The sequence below is a fragment of the Janthinobacterium foliorum genome, assembly GCF_978021625.1.
Genome location: NZ_CDXDQE010000010.1, coordinates 61,491 through 75,251 on the forward strand (window position 1 = coordinate 61,491; position 13,761 = coordinate 75,251).

Below are 13,761 nucleotides of genomic sequence, written 5' to 3' on the forward strand. Positions count from 1 at the left end.
GTACCCCTTCCTAAAGATGGTTGAACAGTTTTTTTAATTATTTGTACAGCGACAGGGCCAGCGCGCCGAAGATGGCGATGAAGATGCACAGCCGCGCCAGCGACGGGTGCCACACCATGCGGTACACGCCCAGCCAGCCCAGCACGCGGTCGAGCAGGGTTTGCAGGCCGATGCTGAGGATGAACAGGGGCAGCAGGGTGGGAATCAGAATTCCGAACAGGGCGAATTCACGCGGCATGGTGGTCTCCGGCGCCAGGCGCCATTTGGTCGAGTAATGAGGTGTAGATCGAATGCAGGTCGGCCAGCGCCGTCTGCAGGCGCGCGCTGCGCTCCGGCGTGGCATCCGTCTCGGCTTGCGCGGCGCGCACCACGGCGCCCGCCTGCAGGGTGGCGGTAAGCGCCGCCTGCAATTGCGCGTCGGCGCGCGTGCGCAGCCAGGCGGCGATGTGGTCCACGCACTGCTGCAGGGCGTGGCGCGTGGCGCCGGGGCGGGCGCTGGCGATCAGTTCGCGCAGTTCGATCACCGAGTGGCCGATTTCCAGCAGATTCAATGCCTGGCGCACGACGGCGCGCGTGGCTTCGCCGGGCGCCGGCCCCGCCGCCGCGTTGAGCTGGCTGAGCAGGTCGCGCACGCGGTTGTCGAAGCGGTGCTTGACCCTGCGCACGGGCGCCGTGCAGGCATGCAGCGCCTCGCGCCACAGGGCCGGGCCCACATGGTCCCTGTGGCCCATGGTGTGCTCGGGCAGGAGCACGGCAAACACCAGGGCGGCCAGCATCAGGCCGACGATCAGCGCCATGCCCGTGTTGAGAAAGCCCGCGCCATCGACGCGCATGACGTTCAGCGGCGCCATCTGCGTGATGAAGGTCGATACGCCCAGGCCCACGCCCAGCTTGGCGGGATTGGTCATCAGGTACAGGCCGACGGCGAGGAAGGGCGCAAAGCTCAGCACCAGCATGGGAAAGCCGTCGCCGTGCAGCAGCACGAAGTACACGCACACGAGCGACAGCGGCATGGCGATCAGGAAGCCCGTCAGCACCTGGCGGATCATCATGATGGGGCGCGGCGAGGACGAGGCCAGCGCGCAGAACACGGCCGCCATCAGCATCGCCGTGCTGGCGTAGGGCCAGGCCAGGAAGTACGCGCCCAGGGCCAGCAGGGCCAGGCTGATGCCGGCGCGCGCGCCGCTGGCGATCACCAGCGCGGGCGGCGTTTTCGGCGCGTAGGCCTGCGGCGTGCTGATGTCCAGCGGGGTGTCGTGGGCCAGGCTGAAATACACTTCGTGGAAGCGGCTCATGTCGCGCGCGAAGCGTTCCAGCAGCTCGCAGACGGTGTCGAAATCGATGCGCTGCGCATGCGCGATGGCGGCGCCGTCGATCTCCGCGCGGGCCTGCGCGAGCGCCGTTTGCAGATGCTGCTGCATGGTGTCGAGCGAGTCTTGCGACGGCGTCGTCTGCAGCGCTTCGGCAACGATGGCGTACAGGGGCGCGCACGCCTGCATCACCTGGGTTTCGCCGTCGCGCTGCAATCGGTCGAACAGGCGGTGGAAGGTATAGAAGGTGGTCAGCGCCGTCATGAAGGTGGCATTGAAGGCGTGCAGCTTGCGGTTTTGCGCGCGTACGTGGCTCACTTTGCTGGTCACTTCAAACAGGGCGGCCGAGCGGCCCAGCTCCAGCGCCGCCACGTCGGCGGCAAATTGCAGGTGCGTCAGTTCCACCTGGGCCGGCGTGAGCTTTTGCTGCAGCACGTCCTGGCAGAAGGCGAGGAATTTGCCATAGCGCGCCTGCACCGTGCGCATCACCTGCGTGCCCTGATGGCGCGGCAGCAGCACGCTGGAGACGGCGGCCGAGCAGATGATGCCCAGGCCCACCTCGGCCACGCGCGTGACGGCCAGCGCGAACACCTGCGTCGGCTGTTCGATGGCGGGCAGCACGATCATGCAGGCCGTGTAGCCGGCCAGCACGTACACATAGGACTGGGCGTTGCGGTGCAGCGCCGAGCCGCTGGTGCACAGGCCCACCCACAGGGCCAGGCCGGCGAACAGCAGCACCGGCTGCTGCGGGAACAGGCCGATCAGGGTCAGCGCGGCCGTGCATCCCAGCAGGGTGCCGCACAGGCGGTAAAAGCTTTTTTCCAGCACCATGCCGCTGCTGGGCAGCGCCAGGATGATGGTGGTGGTCATGGCCGTGCTGGGCGAATCAAGGCCCAGGCGATAGGCCAGCCACAGCGCGCAGAACGAGGCGATGAGGGTCTTGCCGACGTAGATCCAGCGTTCGCCTTCCGTCGTGCGCCAGTCCTGCAGCGCCAGCGCCAGCCAGCGGGCCGCCCGCGTGAGGGGGCCGGGGAGTGATTTTGTTGCTGTGGCTGGCGTCATCGATAGGCTATCAGTTCTGGTTGTTGAGATTGTTCAAGTTGCGCAACTGGCGCACGTACAGCTTGTCGAGCACTTGCAGTTCTTCCGGCGTAAAGCCTTCGTACAGGGCCGAGGTTTCCTGGTACACGTCCGGCAGCGCCGTCTCGATCAGGGTGCGGCCCTTGTCCGTCAGCGAGATCATCACCGAGCGGCGGTCGCCGGGGCGCGTGCCGCGGTGGATCAGGCCACGCGTTTCCAGGTCGTTGCACACGCGCGTCAGGTTGGCCGGCTTTTCATGGCAGGCCATGCCCAGGGTGCAGGCGTTCGAGGTTTCATCGTCCGTGCCGTACAGCACGGCCAGCACCATGTAGCTGGCATCGACCAGGTCGTGCTTTTTCAGCGCGGCATTGGTGAGATCCTTCATGCCTTTTTGAATGTGGTACGTCATGCGCAACAGGCGCATCAGTTCCATGGGGAAGCCTGGCATGCGCGTGCGGATGTTTTGCAGCCGCTTGGCGGTAGCGTCAAAAGCGGTCATGTCGTGTTCCTTCATGTGTGAATAAAGTTCCGATTGTATCTTGTCGAGCTGCAGCAACGCGAACATTGGCAGCCTAGATCCCGCCTCCCAGTGCATTCATCAAGGAAACGTACAGATCGAGTTCGCGTGCCCCATTTTGCGCCTGCTGCTGTTCTTCCGCCAGCAGCGCCACTTGCGTGTTGAGCATGTTGATGGCGTCGCTCATGCCCGCCTTGTAGGCCTTTTCCGCCAGGTCGCGCGCGCGCTGCGCCGTGGCCAGCGCCTGCACGGTCAGGCGGCGCTGCTTGTCCAGCGACTGCGCCTTGGCGACGGCATTGGCCACGTCCGACATGGCGTTGATGACGGTGGCGTTGTACTGCTCCACGGCGCCGTCGTACTGCGCCGTCTGGCTGCCCAGCTGGGCGCGCAGGCGGGCGCCGGCAAAGATGGGCAGGCTCAGCGCGGGCGAGGCGCCGCGGATCTCCGAATTGGCATCGAGGAAATGGCTGAAGCCAAAGGCCTGGAAGCCGGCGAATGCCACCAGGTTGACGTTCGGGTAAAACTCGGCCTTGGCGGCGTCGATGCGCTGCGCCGCCGCTTCCACTCTCCAGCGCTGGGCGGCGATGTCGGGACGGCGGCCGATCAGGTCGGCCGGCAGGGCGGCGGGAATGGCCAGCGGCTGGTCCAGGCGCAGCACGGGGCGCGCGAGCGCCGCGCCGGCGCCCGGTCCCTTGCCCGCCAGGGCCGCCAGCTGGTTGCGCAGCAGGGCCAGCGATTCGGCCGACTGCTCCAGCTGGCGGCGTCCCGCGGGCAGGGTGGTTTCGATTTGTGCCACGTCAATGTCGGTGCCGATGCCGGCCGCCTTGCGCTGGCGCGTGATGTCGAGGATGCGGGCGCGCTGCGCCAGGCTGCGTTCAATCACGTCCTGCAGCTGGAATTCATACGACAGCTGGATGTAGGTGCGCACCAGCGCCGTTTCCAGCGCCAGGCGGGCCATCTGCGATTCCGCCGAGGCCATCTGCACGTCGCCCAGCGCGGCGGACAGGGCGGCGCGGTTGCGGCCCCACAGGTCCAGGTCGTACGAGGCCGTGACGGTGGCCTGGTTGCGCCAGGCATAGTTGCCCGCCAGCGGCGCCGGCGTGCTGCCGTGCAGCGAATACAGTTCGCGGTTGATCGAGACGGCCGCGTCGGCTTGCGGGCGGGTCTTGTCTTCTGCCGCGCCGGCCAGCGCCTCGGCCTGGCGCACGCGCGCCTGGGCGCCGCGCAGGGTGGGGCTGTCGGCCAGCGCCTGCTCCATCAAACGGTTCAATTGCGGGTCGTGCAAGTCTTGCCACCACTGCGTGCGCGGCCAGGCGATGGCGGCGCTGGCGGCGGCATCCATGGCCTTGCTGCCTTGCAGGGCATTGGCGTCGAGCATGGCCGATTGCGGCGCGATATGGCCCATGTCGGCGCAAGCGCTCAAGGCAAGGATCAGGCTGGCGGCAAGCAATCGGCGGTGCAGGGACATGCAGGAACTCCGGGAGTGGATAGTGTCGGGGGTGAGGCTGGAAAAAATCACGGCTCGCCGCGGTGAGCGCCGGGAGTGGCCCGGTCGGGGGTGGCCCGAATGCTGCGCCGCAACTGAGGTGTTACTAACTTACAGAAACCGGCTGACTGGTTTCTTATTTGACGACGTGCTTGGTCGTTTGCGCGACATCAAAGTCGGCTTCCGTTTGCGGGATCTGGCCGGCCTTGCGGGCCGCGTAGAACTCGGCCATGACTTGCTCGCGCGTGACCTTGCTGGCGGCGGTGGCCGGCGCTTTCGGGTAGTCGGCCACGCTGGTGGCGATTTCGCCGGCGTTGCGGGCACGGATGTATTCGGCCGTGGCATCGGCGCGCGTCAGTTGCTGGCTGGCAGCCGGTGCGGCGCTTTGTGCGAAAGCCGTGCTGGCGGTGGTAATGGCAAACAATGCTGCAATGAGTGATTTGGCTTGCATGGTAATACTCCAATAGATGCATGATGGCTGGGTGGATGGGCCGGATCGCCACGTACCGGTCGGTTTGACAGCGCGGCGCGGTGTAAGCGCGGTGCTGTCAATGAAGCATTTCTGGGTGAGAAGCTGCTTACTTGAATTAACTATAGCAATGAATAGTACATTTGTGAAGTAAATTCTGAAAATATTTGTGCGACGCCGCATTTTCTTGACGGAAATACACGTGCAGGCGTGCGCCGTTGGCACGGCGAGACGCGTACCATGGTTTTTTAATTAATGGGAGTCAGCCATGAGCAGCAGCAGCCTCGATCCGGATAATTTACCCGTCACCCCCGACCGCGTGCTCGGCAGCGGCCATGGCAAGGGCGCGCTCGGTCCCAGCGACAGTTCCGACAGCGGCAGCGACATGCAGGGCGTGCCGGGGCAGGACGCCGATGCCCTCGACAGCGACAGCGATGCGGCCGGCACGGGCGAGCGGGCCGGCGTGGAGCCGCAAAATGCGGCGCCCGATGGCGGCGACATCGACGTCGACCATGTGGAAAGCATGGCGCCCGTGCGGCCGGCCGACGGCGACGATGCGGAGTTCCGCGCTCCCCAGGCGCCAGTGCCGCATCCCTGATCCGGTTTGTCCGTCGCGAATTGCTGCCACGATTTACGCTCTCTCCTGCGCCATCAGCGTAAAATGCGGGCAAGGCGGCGTGCCCGCCGCCAGGGCCAGCCGGCCGGCACAGGATAGGATGTCAGAGGATGCAAACGCAGATGTCGGAAGATAAAGAAAAAGGCTTGATGTCGATGTACCGCGAGACGCGGCCGCGCGAGTTTGTCGCCGAAAAAAGCACCACCAATCACCTTGCGTGGAGCTTGCTGGTGATCTTGCTGGCATTGGCGTTCTGGGTGGCCGTGGCGCTGATCGCCGCGGAAAACCAGCGCTACGCCCTGGAAACGGGCATGTGCCAGGATCATGTGTTTCCAGCGGAAATCGACACTTCTTGTCTGAAGCAGGTCAGGTCGCGCGATCACTGGTGGCAGCACCTGGGCCATGCGCTCGTGCACCTGGGCAGTTGAGAAGGGCGGCTGAACTGAGCCGCTGAACGGCGGGCACCGGCTCCGTGAGGAGCGGTAGGAGGATATTGCGGGAGGCGCCATGCCACGCGATGATTCACGCGAGCAGCCGCACTGGCTGTTTGCGCGCCACAGGGCCTTGAGCACGCGCCAGTTGCTGCGCGCGTATGCGGTGCTGTGCCTGTTTTCCGCGACGATCGCCGCCGCCTTCGCGCTGCGCGGCGTGTGGTATATCCCCGTGTTTTCCTTTGCCGAACTGAGCCTGGTGGCGCTGGCCTTGCTGTATTACCTGCGCCACGCGCGCGATTACGAGCACATCGCCTTGCGCGACGGCGAATTGATCGTCGAGCAGGTGCGCGCCGGCCGTTGCCGGCGCCACCATTTTGCCCCCTGGCGCACGCGCATCGTGGTGCCGCAGGGTGCGCGCCAGCTGATCCGCATCTGCGACCTGCGCGCCGGCGGCACGCAGGTGGCGGTGGGCGCCTTGGCCACGCCAGAGCGGCGGCGCCAGGTGGCGCAGGAACTCAGCGCGCTGCTGCCGTCGCCGTTCTGAGCGGCGCGCTTACGTCGCCCGCGATGGTCCCGCCCACAGGTTGATATTGCCTTCGCGCGCCTGCACGTCGATGGCGGCCAGCTCGTCGGCCGTGAACGCCAGCTGCTGCAGCGCCGCCACGTTTTCGCGGATTTGCGCGCTGCTGCTGGCGCCGATCAGGGTCGAGGTGACCCGCGGATCGCGCAACACCCACGCCAGCGCCATCTGCGCCAGGGTCTGGCCCCGCCGTGCGGCGATCTCGTTGAGGGCGCGCACGCGGGCCAGGTTTTCCGCGCTCAGGTGTTTCTGCGTCAGCGAACCACCGCCTGGGCGGTTGACGCGCGCATCCTGCGGCACGCCGTCCAGGTATTTATCGCTGAGCAAACCCTGCGCCAGCGCCGTAAACGTGATGCAGCCGATGCCTTCGTCCTGCAAGGTATCGAGCAAGCCGTCTTCCTCGATCCAGCGGTTGAGCATATTGTAGGAAGGCTGGTGGATCAGGCACGGCACTTTCCACTCCTTCAGCAGCTTGGCCGCCTCGGCCGTCTTTTGCGGCGAATATGAAGACAGGCCCACGTACAGCGCCTTGCCCTGCTGCACGGCAGTGGCCAGCGCGCCCATGGTTTCTTCCAGCGGCGTCTCGGCGTCGTAGCGGTGCGAGTAGAAGATGTCGACGTAATCCAGGCCCAGGCGCCGCAGGCTCTGGTCGAGGCTGGCCAGCACGTATTTGCGCGAGCCGCCGCCCTGGCCGTACGGACCCGGCCACATGTCCCAGCCTGCCTTGGTGGAAATGATCAGTTCATCGCGGTAGGGCAGAAAATCGTCGCGCAGCAGCTTGCCGAAATTGCTTTCTGCGCTGCCATACGGCGGGCCATAGTTGTTGGCCAGGTCGAAATGCGTGATGCCCAGGTCGAAGGCCGTGCGCAGCATGTCGCGCTGCGCGGCCAGGTTGCTGCTGTCGCCAAAGTTGTGCCACAGTCCCAGGGACAGCAGCGGCAGTTTCAGCCCGCTGCGCCCGCACGTGCGGTATTGCATGCTGTCATAGCGGTTGTCGGCGGCGTGGTACGTCATGGCATCTCCTGATTATATGAATCGCTTATTTTCGCGCAAAATCAAGGACTGCGCGCGGAAGCGCGTCCGTGCCGCTTGCGCCATGCGTGGCGCGCCTTACAATACCTGTTCACGAGTGGGGGCTACGCGCAAGGAGCGGTCATGGAAATCGAATTGAAATTGTTGTTGGCGCCGGAAGACGCCGCCCGTCTGCGCGCCCATCCGCTGCTGGCGCAGTATGCGGACCAGCAGCAAGGGGCGCCGCAGGTGCTGGCCATGCAGGATATCTATGTCGATACGCCCGATCTGCAGCTGTGCCGCCACCAGGCGGGCTTGCGCGTGCGCCAGGTGGACGGGCGCTGGGTGCAGACGCTGAAGGCGGGCGGCAATGTCAGCGGCGGCTTGCACAGCCGTCACGAATGGGAGGGCGACGTTGCGGGTCCGCAGGCAGACCTCGATGCGCTCGACGCGGCCATCGGCCGCAAGCAGCCGATTCGTGCGCTGCTGCGCCAGGATGCCATCCGCGAGGGCTTGCAGCCCGTGTTTACCACGCGCATCGAGCGCACGGCCTGGCAGTTGCGCACGCCGCAGGGCGACCACATCGAATGCGTGCTGGACCAGGGCGTGATCGAGAGCGGCGAACCTGGCGCGGACGGCGCCGCGCGCAGCGTGCCTGTCAGCGAAATCGAACTGGAACTGAAGCAGGGGCAGGCGACCGGCCTGTTCGACGTGGCGCTGGCCCTGCTGCAAGACGTGCCGCTGCGGCTGGGCCACATGAGCAAGGCGGAGCGGGGCTACCGGCTGGCCGCCAGGCAAGCCGTGCATGCCGTCAAGGCGCAGCCCTTGCGGCTCGATGCCGGCATGACGGTGGAGCAGGTCTTCCTGGCCATCAGCGGCAATTGCCTGGAACAGGTCAGCGGCAACCAGGACGGCGTGGCGGCAGGCGACGACGTGGAAAGCGTGCACCAGATGCGCGTGGGGCTGCGCCGCCTGCGTTCCGCGCTGGGCATGTTCAAGTCCCTGCTGGTGCTGCCGGATGCCTTGAAAACGGAGCTCGACTGGCTGGGCGCGGCGCTGGGCGAGGCGCGCGACTGGGACGTGCTGGCCGGCCATACGCTGGCGCAGCTCGACGGCGAAGCGCAGGCCGATGCGGCGGCCCTGGTGCAGGCGGCCCAGGAGCAGGCGCGCCTCAAGCATGCGCAGGTGGCGCAGGCCGTCACCTCGACGCGCTACACAGCATGGATGCTGGGGCTGCAGCGCTGGCTGCAGGCGCGCGACTGGCGCGACGCGGCCACGGCGCGCCAGTTGCGGCAGCTCGATGCGCGCGTGTCGCCATTTGCCCGCGCCACCATCCGCAAGGACCAGCGGCGCCTGATGAAGCGCGGCAAGCGCCTGCCGCATGCGACGCCACAGCAGCGCCACCAGGTGCGCATCGCGGCCAAGAAGACGCGTTACGCCACGGAATTCTTTGCCTCGCTGTTTGCCGCGCGTGCCGTCAAGCCGTATGTGGGACGCCTGTCGGTACTGCAGGATGAACTGGGCTGGCTCAACGACGTGCGGGTGGCGGACCGGCTGCTGCAGCAATTGCCCGATGGCCAGCCTGACCACGCCGAATTGCGTTTGCACGCGGCCTTCCTGCGCGGCTACCTGGCGGCGCGCGCGCAATCGCAAGGCACGGATGGCAGCATGCACCGCGCCTGGCGGCGTTTCAAGGCGGCCCGCTTGCCCGCTTAGGCGGACAGGGCGAGCGTGTAGCGGCAGGAGAGCCGTCCGCTACACGAGCGGGCGGCCCAGCTGGCGCTCGAGGATGGCCAGCGGCGCTTTTACGGGATCGGCCATGGCGTGCACGGGCAGCAGCCAGGTTTGCTCCAGCGCATGCTGTCCGCGCAGGGCCGCATGCGATACCACGTCGCTGAAGACGATCCAGGTCTGGCCTGGCGCGAACGCATGGGTGTGCTGTTCCACTTGCGTCTGGTAAACGGGATCGGCCTTCATGGCGTCGTGCAGCTGCAGCATGTAGTGATCATAGGGCGTGCGGCGCGATTTGGTGACATTCAGCCACTGCAGCAGGGGGGCTACCCCCGGCCATGGCCGCCTCGCCGCTGGCAGGAAGCGCTGCGCCACCTGCTCGAAAGGGGGGCCGAGTTTCCACACGCGGGGCGCGTCGTGCGGGTGGATGTTGGTAAACACGCGCAGGATGCGCTTGCCCTGCGTGGGCGAGGCGGGGAAACTGTCGACATGCAGGCGCGTGTCGTCCTTGCGCCAGGACGTCACCCTGCCGGCGATTTCCACGGGGCGGAAGCTGCCCTTGCCCTGTTGCAAGTGGGGTTGATAGCGGGGTAGCAGGCTGGCCAGCAAGCGGTGCGTGTGCCGCGCATAGCGCTGCATCAGCGCGGCCAGCAGGGCCGCGTCATAGGCGTTGCCATGGCCGCGCACGCCGCGCGCGGCATCCCAGCTGATATTCTTGGCGCTGCCGCCCACGCCGTTGAGGAGCGGGAATTCTTCTGATTGCAAAGGAAAAGCCAGGCCGGGCAGCCGTACCAGCTGCCCGTCTTCGAGCGCCTGCAGGGCCGCCGTCTGCTGCGCCGGACTGGCGCTGGCGTTCCACTGGCTGAGAGAAATGTCGACAAGCTGGCTCATGGACATAAGGGGAGTAAAGAAGCGGAGCCGCCAGTCTAGGCGCTTGCCGGCCACGCCGTTTGCGCTGGCGCAGGAAGTCCTTACAGTTTGCTGTTCTGGCAGCCGGCGCTCGCGCATTCGCGCACGCGGTCCTGCAGGAACTGGGCCCGTTCGATGGTGGTCTGGGTGGCGCAATCGAGATTGACATAGAAGCCCGAGGATTCGCGCTTCGAACAGTTCTTGTTGCGCTTGTCGATCCACGCCAGCTGGCCCGATTTCAAGGTTTGCTTGCCATTGGCATCGAGCTTGGCGGCCAGGGCCTTGTAGTTGGCGTTCAATTCCTTGTCCGCTTCCTGGTACACCTTGTTCAGGCAATACAGGCCGTCGAAGTCGTTGCGCGGCGTGTCGCAGGCGGAGTTGGCGAAGGCGGACGTGCAGGCGGATACCAGCAGCGCAAGTATCAGTTTTTTCATGGCGTGCTTTCTGAAAGGGCGCAGTGAGATGGGCGAGCATGACGAGCTCCCGCACATCGTACGACATTTTCCATCCAGGGGGCGGACGCTTGCGCAGCCGCTCCGCCAGCGCCGTCAGTAGGCCAGGCGGCCCGGCACGCGCACTTCGATCTGCGTGCCGGCGCCGGGCCGGCTGTCGATGCGCAGGCTGGCCTCGATGCCGGCGGCGCGCTCGCGCATGCCGACCAGGCCCCAGTGGCCGGGCCGCTGGCCCGTTTGCGCGACGGCGTCAGCGAGGCCGCAGCCGTCGTCGCGCACGCGCAGCGTGAATGCCGGTTCCGCATAGTCCAGCTCCAGCACGATGTTTGCCGCCTCGGCATAGCGCGAGGCGTTGAATAGCGCTTCGCGCGCGATGGCATAGATCTCGTCGTGCACGCGCGGCTGCAGGCGCCGGCAGATGCCGCCGACATGCACCGTGAAGGCGTGCGCGCGGTGTTCGGCCAGCCCCTTGCCGAATTGCTGCAGCGCCAGCCGCAGTTCGTCCGGTTCGGCCGCAGTGCGCAAGTCCATGATTTGGTCGCGGCCCTCGATCAGCAGCTGGTCTGCCAGGTTGAGCGTGCCATCGAGGCGCGCCCGTTCGCGCGTGCCCTTGGGCAGCAGGTCCGCATGCGCATGAAAGGACAGGATCAGGCCTTGCACGCTTTGCAGCAGGGTGTCGTGCAGCGAACGGGCGATGCGCGAGCGTTCGGCCAGGCGCTCCTGCAAGCGCTCCTGCAGCCGCTCCTGCATGTTGTGCGTCAGCCGCCGGATGCGCAGCGCGTAACCGCCGTACAGCAGCAGCGCGCCGCCCAGCGCCAGCAGCAGCACGAACCACGGTGTCTGCACGAAGGTGGGCGAGATGACGATATCGAGCTGTGCTCCCTGCGTATTCCAGACGCCGTCTTCGTTGGCCGCCGTGACGTCGAAGCGGTAGCTGCCGGGGGCGAGATTGGTGTAGTACGCTTCGCGGCGTCCCACCGCCTCTTGCCAGCCGGCGTCCACGCCCGCCAGACGGTAGCGCAGGCGCACGCGTTCCGGCATCGACAGGCTTGGCGCCGTGAAGCCGATCTGCAGGTTCCGGCTGCCTTGCGGCAGGCGCAGCGCCTTGCCGTCATGCAGCGCGTAGTGCACGCCATCGGCCAGCAAGCTGTGGATTTGCACGGGCGGCGGCAGGCGGTTGCGGCGGATGTGCAGCGGATCGAGCATGGCGATGGTGGCCGAGGTGGAAAACCACAGCTTGCCATCGGGCGCATGGATCAGCGAGGGCACGGGGCGCAGCTGCGAGGCATGGCCCTGCAAGCCGTCGAGCGCATCGAAGCGTTCCGAATCGACTGCGCTGCCGTCATGCATCCACGCGGCCAGGCTGGCGGCGCCGATATGGTCGATGCCGTCCGCGCCATGCAGCCACAGGTCGCCATCGGGCAGGCGCACGATGCCCGACACGCCGCGAAACGCGGCGCCGCGCGCGCCGCGCAGCATCTGGAAGCGCCCGGCGCGGTACAGTGCCACGCCGTTTTCGCCGCCCGCCCACATCATGTCACCATCGCGGTACAGCTGCAGCACGGTGCCCACTTGCAGGCCGTCAGGCGCGCCGATACGCCTGACGGCGCCGGCGCGCTGGCCGTCGGCAACCAGGCTGAGTGTATTGTCGGCGTGGCCCAGCCAGACGGTGCCGGCGCCGTCGATCGCCATGGCCGTCGTCAGCGCCGTCGGCAAGCCGGACAGGCCGCCATTCGCCAGCCACTGTCCGTCGCTGAGGCGAAACAGGCCGCCGCCCGAGAAGGAGGCCCACAGGTCGCCTGCGCGGTCCTGCTGCAGCGCCTGCGGATCGAGTCCCAGCACGGGCGGCACCACGCGCGTCATCGCGCCGTTGCGCGCGCGGTGATGCAGCTCCCGCTCGTTGCCCAGCCATAGCGTGCCATCGGGCGCCCAGTGGCTGGCCGCCAGCGTCCCTTTCAGTACCACCTTTTTCACGCCGTCGGCGGTAAAGCTGCGCACGTCGCCCACGTAGTCGCCGATCCACACGTCGCCATCGGGTCCCGGCAGCATGCCGGGATGGTCGAAGGGCACGGCGACGGGCAAGGTCTGCAGGCGGTTCGGCCGCAGCCGGTCCAGGCCCGTCGAAGTGCCGAACCACAGATTGCCTTCGCGGTCCTGGAACGACGATTGCGGCAGCGGGCCGCTGATGCCGTTCTGGCGCGTCAGGCGCTGCGCCGGCAGGCCGGGGCCGGAAGGATCGAGCTTGCGTTCAATGCCGTCGGGCTGCATCAGCCATGTGGTGCCGGCGCGGTCGAAGCGGATGCTGTTGCCCCTGGCGTCGGGGCGGATGGGCGCATCGCCGCGCGGTGCGCTGGTGCGCACGCGGTAGTAATTGCTTTGCGTGTCGACCGCCCAGATGGCGCCATCGGGCGCCTCGTCCATGCTGGTGAGCATGGTGCGCGGCCAGGCCCGGGAAAAGCGCGCCTGGCCCGGCTTGCGGAAAAAGGCGCCATGCATGGTACCCATCCACTGCGTGCCGTCGCGTCCGAACAGGATCTGGTACACGCGCTTGTCCGGCAGGCCCACGTTGGCGGCCTGCGCTTCGAAGCGGTCGGCGCCCGGCGCCAGGCGCGCCGCGCCGTCGCGCGTGCCGACCCAGATGGCGCCGTCGGGCGCCGCCTCGATATGGAACACGGCGCCTGACGGCAAGCCGTCCGCTTCCCGGTAGGTGCGCGCGCCATCCGGGCGAAAGACGCTGACGCCCCCCAGCCGGTAGCCGACCCAGACGGCGCCGTCCGGCGGCGTGGCCAGCCCCAGCACATTGCTGGACGGCAGGCGGTGCCCGTACACGCTGTCGACGCGGTCGAAGCGCACGCCATCGTAGCGGTACAAGCCGGTGGCCGTGGCGATCCACAGCCATCCATCCTTGCCCTGGGCGAATTTCAGCACATCGACGGGCGCACCTTGCAAGGCGCCCCAGGCGTTGTGGGTATAGTCGGACAGCAGGGGAGAGAGAGTGGCCGGGCACGCGTGCAGGTGCAGCGCCAGCAGGGACAACATCAACAGGCGGCGCAACAGGCGAGCGGGCATCGGGGCAGGGCGAGGTGGGAAGATGCTGATTGTAGCGCAGCGCCCTGCCGTGCAGCGGACAAAAAAAAAGCCTGCGCGGTGTGGCGCAGGCTTCTTT

Annotated in this window: 13 protein-coding genes; 4 read left to right on the top strand and 9 right to left on the bottom strand. The window is 67.0% G+C overall.

The window, feature by feature from the left end; all coding sequences use genetic code 11:
* Positions 1-37: 37 nt before the first annotated feature.
* The 5 genes from ACZ92H_RS19665 to ACZ92H_RS19685 form a co-directional block, all read right to left on the bottom strand.
* Complete coding sequence (locus tag ACZ92H_RS19665; protein ID WP_070224633.1) at positions 38-238, bottom strand: DUF1656 domain-containing protein; 201 nt, start codon at positions 236-238, stop codon at positions 38-40.
* Positions 228-2,372, bottom strand: coding sequence for an FUSC family protein (locus ACZ92H_RS19670; RefSeq protein WP_465050711.1), 2,145 nt, complete (start codon positions 2,370-2,372; stop codon positions 228-230). The genes ACZ92H_RS19665 and ACZ92H_RS19670 overlap by 11 nt, the downstream gene beginning before the upstream one ends.
* Positions 2,373-2,382: 10 nt before the next feature.
* A complete protein-coding gene (locus ACZ92H_RS19675; protein ID WP_131373844.1) occupies positions 2,383-2,889 on the bottom strand; it encodes a MarR family winged helix-turn-helix transcriptional regulator in 507 nt (168 codons plus the stop codon).
* 73 nt (positions 2,890-2,962) lie between these two features.
* Positions 2,963-4,375, bottom strand: a complete 1,413-nt coding sequence (locus tag ACZ92H_RS19680) for an efflux transporter outer membrane subunit (protein WP_465050712.1) — start codon at positions 4,373-4,375, stop codon at positions 2,963-2,965.
* Between the two features lie 154 nt (positions 4,376-4,529).
* The gene (locus ACZ92H_RS19685) at positions 4,530-4,844 is read right to left on the bottom strand and encodes a DUF4148 domain-containing protein (protein WP_465050713.1); all 315 of its coding nucleotides are present in this window, start codon (positions 4,842-4,844) and stop codon (positions 4,530-4,532) included.
* A gap of 286 nt (positions 4,845-5,130) precedes the next feature.
* On the opposite strand from ACZ92H_RS19685, the gene ACZ92H_RS19690 reads away from it, so the two are divergent.
* The 3 genes from ACZ92H_RS19690 to ACZ92H_RS19700 all read left to right on the top strand — a co-directional run bounded on the left by ACZ92H_RS19690 (position 5,131) and on the right by ACZ92H_RS19700 (position 6,456).
* Complete coding sequence (locus tag ACZ92H_RS19690; RefSeq protein ID WP_465050714.1) at positions 5,131-5,460, top strand: hypothetical protein; 330 nt, start codon at positions 5,131-5,133, stop codon at positions 5,458-5,460.
* 140 nt (positions 5,461-5,600) lie between these two features.
* Entirely contained in the window at positions 5,601-5,906 is a 306-nt protein-coding gene (locus tag ACZ92H_RS19695; RefSeq protein ID WP_465050715.1) for a hypothetical protein, read from the top strand.
* A gap of 79 nt (positions 5,907-5,985) precedes the next feature.
* A complete protein-coding gene (locus tag ACZ92H_RS19700) occupies positions 5,986-6,456 on the top strand; it encodes a DUF2244 domain-containing protein (RefSeq protein ID WP_131373839.1) in 471 nt (156 codons plus the stop codon).
* A 9-nt stretch (positions 6,457-6,465) separates the two neighbouring features.
* Here ACZ92H_RS19700 and mgrA read toward each other — a convergent pair whose 3' ends face one another.
* Positions 6,466-7,506, bottom strand: a complete 1,041-nt coding sequence (mgrA, locus tag ACZ92H_RS19705; RefSeq protein ID WP_131373838.1) for an L-glyceraldehyde 3-phosphate reductase — start codon at positions 7,504-7,506, stop codon at positions 6,466-6,468.
* Positions 7,507-7,647: 141 nt separating this feature from the next.
* On the opposite strand from mgrA, the gene ACZ92H_RS19710 reads away from it, so the two are divergent.
* Complete coding sequence (locus ACZ92H_RS19710; RefSeq protein ID WP_465050716.1) at positions 7,648-9,219, top strand: CYTH and CHAD domain-containing protein; 1,572 nt, start codon at positions 7,648-7,650, stop codon at positions 9,217-9,219.
* Between the two features lie 39 nt (positions 9,220-9,258).
* Here ACZ92H_RS19710 and ACZ92H_RS19715 read toward each other — a convergent pair whose 3' ends face one another.
* From ACZ92H_RS19715 to ACZ92H_RS19725, 3 genes are all read right to left on the bottom strand, one after another.
* Positions 9,259-10,125: a Kdo hydroxylase KdoO gene (locus tag ACZ92H_RS19715; RefSeq protein ID WP_465050717.1), complete on the bottom strand. Its 867-nt coding sequence runs from the start codon at positions 10,123-10,125 to the stop codon at positions 9,259-9,261.
* An 80-nt stretch (positions 10,126-10,205) separates the two neighbouring features.
* Positions 10,206-10,577: a lysozyme inhibitor LprI family protein gene (locus tag ACZ92H_RS19720; protein ID WP_465050718.1), complete on the bottom strand. Its 372-nt coding sequence runs from the start codon at positions 10,575-10,577 to the stop codon at positions 10,206-10,208.
* A 114-nt stretch (positions 10,578-10,691) separates the two neighbouring features.
* Positions 10,692-13,634, bottom strand: coding sequence for a sensor histidine kinase (locus ACZ92H_RS19725; RefSeq protein ID WP_465050848.1), 2,943 nt, complete (start codon positions 13,632-13,634; stop codon positions 10,692-10,694).
* Positions 13,635-13,761 lie beyond the last annotated feature (127 nt).